1 protein-coding gene is annotated in these 3,210 nt (G+C 69.2%); it reads right to left on the bottom strand.

All coding sequences use genetic code 11. The features are described from left to right. A partial coding sequence (locus tag AB0J80_RS38420) for an amino acid adenylation domain-containing protein (RefSeq protein ID WP_364714762.1) occupies positions 1–3,168 on the bottom strand: 3,168 nt, incomplete at its 3' end. Positions 3,169–3,210 lie beyond the last annotated feature (42 nt).

Raw genomic sequence — 3,210 nt, 5'->3', positions numbered from 1 at the left:
GGCACCCTGGCCTACGAGATGCGCCGCCCACGCATCCGACCGTGCAGCCAACTGCGCATACGTCAACACCTCAGCCCCGCACCGGACCGCCACCGTGTCAGGAGTCCGAGCCACCTGGGCGGCGAACAACTCCGGCACCGTCACAGCGGGAACAGCAACAGCGGTGTCGTTCCACTGCTCCAGCACCCGGACGCGTTCCTGCGCATCGAGCAGGTCCAGATCACCGATACGCACCTGGGGGTCAGCAGCGACCTGAGCGAACACCCGCACCAGACGATCAGCCAAGGCACGGACCGTAAGCTCGTCGAACAGGTCGGTGGCATAGGTGATGCCGCCCAGCAGCCCGGCCGGATCGCCGTCGAGGTCGCGACGCTCGACCAGGTCGACGGACAGGTCGAAGCGGGCCGTGGCGCCGTCGTCGCCGCCCTCGTACGGGCTGACCCGCACACCCGGCAGCTCCCAGCCCGCCTCGCCCTGCGGCACGTTCTGCAGACCGAACATCACCTGGAACAACGGGTTCCTACTCAACGACCGCGCCGGCGCCAGGTCGTCCACCAACCGCTCGAACGGAACATCCTGATTCGCGTACGCAGCCAGATCGGACTCCCGGACCCGCCGCAGCACCTCGGCGAACGTGGGGTTACCGCTCAGATCCGCGCGCAGCACCAGGGTGTTGATGAAGAACCCGACGAGCTCGTCCAACGCCGCATCACCACGCCCGGCAACCGCCGTACCCAACGGGATGTCAGTCCCCGCACCGACCCGGCACAACAACACCGACAACGCCGCATGCACCACCATGAAGGGCGTCGTGCCGCTGGTGCGGGCCAGGCGCAGCAGCGCCGCGTGCACGGCCGCGTCGATCTCCACCGGCACGGTCGCACCACGGAAACTCGGCGTCACAGGCCGCGGCCGATCGAACGGCAACGTCAGCTCGGCCGGTACATCCGCCAAGGCCTGCCGCCAATGCGCCAGCTGCCCCGCGATGACGCTGCCGTCGTCCTCCAGATCCCCGAGCACCTCACGCTGCCACAAGGCGTAATCCGCGTACTGCACCGGCAGCGGCACCCAGGCCGGTGCCTCGCCACGGAGCCGGGCCGTGTACGCGTCGCGCAGATCCCGAGTCAGCAGGCCCATCGACCAGCCGTCGACGGCAACGTGGTGGGTGACGATCAGCAGCACGTGCTCGTCGGGCGCGATGGCGAACAGCCACGCCCGCCACGGCAGGTCGGCGCTCAGGTCGAACCCGCGGCCGGAGTGCTCTGCCAGCAGGGCCGGGAGCCGCTCCTCGTGCGTCTCGACCACGGCGAACGGCGGCCGGGCGGCCTCACCCTCGAGGATCCGCTGCACGGACACGTCGTCGGCCTGCGGGAAGACCGTACGCAGAGACTCGTGCCGGTCCGCGACGTCGCCGAACGCCGCCTCCAGCGCGGCCACGTCGAGCTCCCCGGACAGGCGCAAGGCTTGCGGCTGGTTGTAGGTGGCGTCATCGTTCGAGTCGTCGAGCCGGTTGAGGAACCAGAGGCGCTGCTGCGCGTACGAGAGCGGCAGGTTCTCGGGCCGCTCGCGCCGGGTGAGGCCGGCGTGCGTGACGCCGGTTCCGGCGCCGATGAGGCGGGCGATGCCCTCGGCCGTGGGCGAGCCGAACAGCGCGGAGATTCTGATCTCGACGGCGAAGGCCGCCCGGATGCGGGCCACGAGGCGCATGGCGAGCAGTGAGTCGCCGCCGAGCTCGAAGAAGGAACGGTCGGCCGGCACCCGGTCCACGCCCAGGATCTCCGCGATGATGCCGCAGAGCAGTTCCTCGGTCGGTCCGCTCGGCATCCGGCCCTCGCTGCTGACGGCTTCAGGGGCGGGCAGGGCGGCGTGGTCGAGCTTGCCGTTTACCGTGACCGGCAGCCGGTCCAACCCCACGAACGCCGACGGCACCATGTAGTCCGGCAAACGCTCGGCGGCGAACTCCCGCAGGGCGTCGCCATCAACACCAGAGACCGTGTACGCGACCAGACGCTCGTCACGCACCACCACAGCAACCTGCTGCACATCCTCATGCCCGGCCAGAACGGCCTCGACCTCACCCAGCTCGACCCGGAACCCGCGCACCTTCACCTGCGCATCCGCCCGGCCCACGAACACCAGATCGCCATCGGCCGTCCACCGCACCAGGTCCCCCGAGCGATACCAACGGCTGCCATCGGGACCCGCCACGAAACTCGCCGCGGTCTGCCCCGCACGACCCAGATAACCGCGCGCCAACCCCGGACCGGCGATATACAACTCACCCACCACACCCGGCGGCACCGGACGCAAGAACTCATCCAGCACATACACCCGGGTATTCGCGATCGGCCGACCAATCGGCGCCTGATCCACCAGCGGCCCGCTCATCGTGGCGCACACCGTCGCCTCAGTCGGCCCATACGCATTGACCAGACGACGACCCTGCCACCGCTCGAGCAGCCACGACGGGCACGCCTCACCCGCCACCACGATCGTCTCCAGCGATGCGGGCAACTCCTGCACCGCGGCCAGCACCGACGGCGGGATCGTCGCATGCGTCCCGCCTTCCAACGCCTCATAAGAAGCCGGCACCAACGTCGCACCAGACAGCAACGCCATGCACAACTCAGAGACCGCGGCGTCGAAACTCCACGACGCCAACTGCAACACCCGCGACCCCGCGCTCACACCGAACCGCTCAATCTGCGCCGCCGCCAAGTTCCCCAGACCGCGGTGAGTGACGACCACACCCTTGGGTGTGCCGGTCGAGCCGGACGTGTAGATCACATACGCCGCATCATCGACACCGATGGACGGCAGCCGCACACCGGTGCGGGCCGGCGCCGTCACAATGTCGTCGTTGACCACCAGCTTCACGGCGGCGTCCGCGAGCATGAACTCGATCCGGGCGGCCGGATAGCCAGGATCCACCGGCACGAACGCCGCGCCTGCCTTGAGCACGCCCAACAGAACCGGCACGATCTCCGCTTGCCCGTGCATCATCACGGCCACCAGATCACCGCGTTCCACACCCCGAGCCACCAAATCGTGCGCGACCCGCGTCGACGCCTCGTCCAACTCCGCGTAGGAGAACCGGTCCGCCACGGCTACCGCGGACGGCGTCCGCGCCACCTGCGCCGCAAACAACTCCGGCAACGTGCCTGTCACGACTGGGCGTGCTGTGTCGTTCCACCGCTCGACCACCAACGA

This window comes from Actinoplanes sp. NPDC049548, from assembly GCF_040676695.1.
GTDB lineage: Bacteria > Actinomycetota > Actinomycetes > Mycobacteriales > Micromonosporaceae > Actinoplanes.
This window is presented reverse-complemented; position numbering and strand designations above follow the sequence as displayed.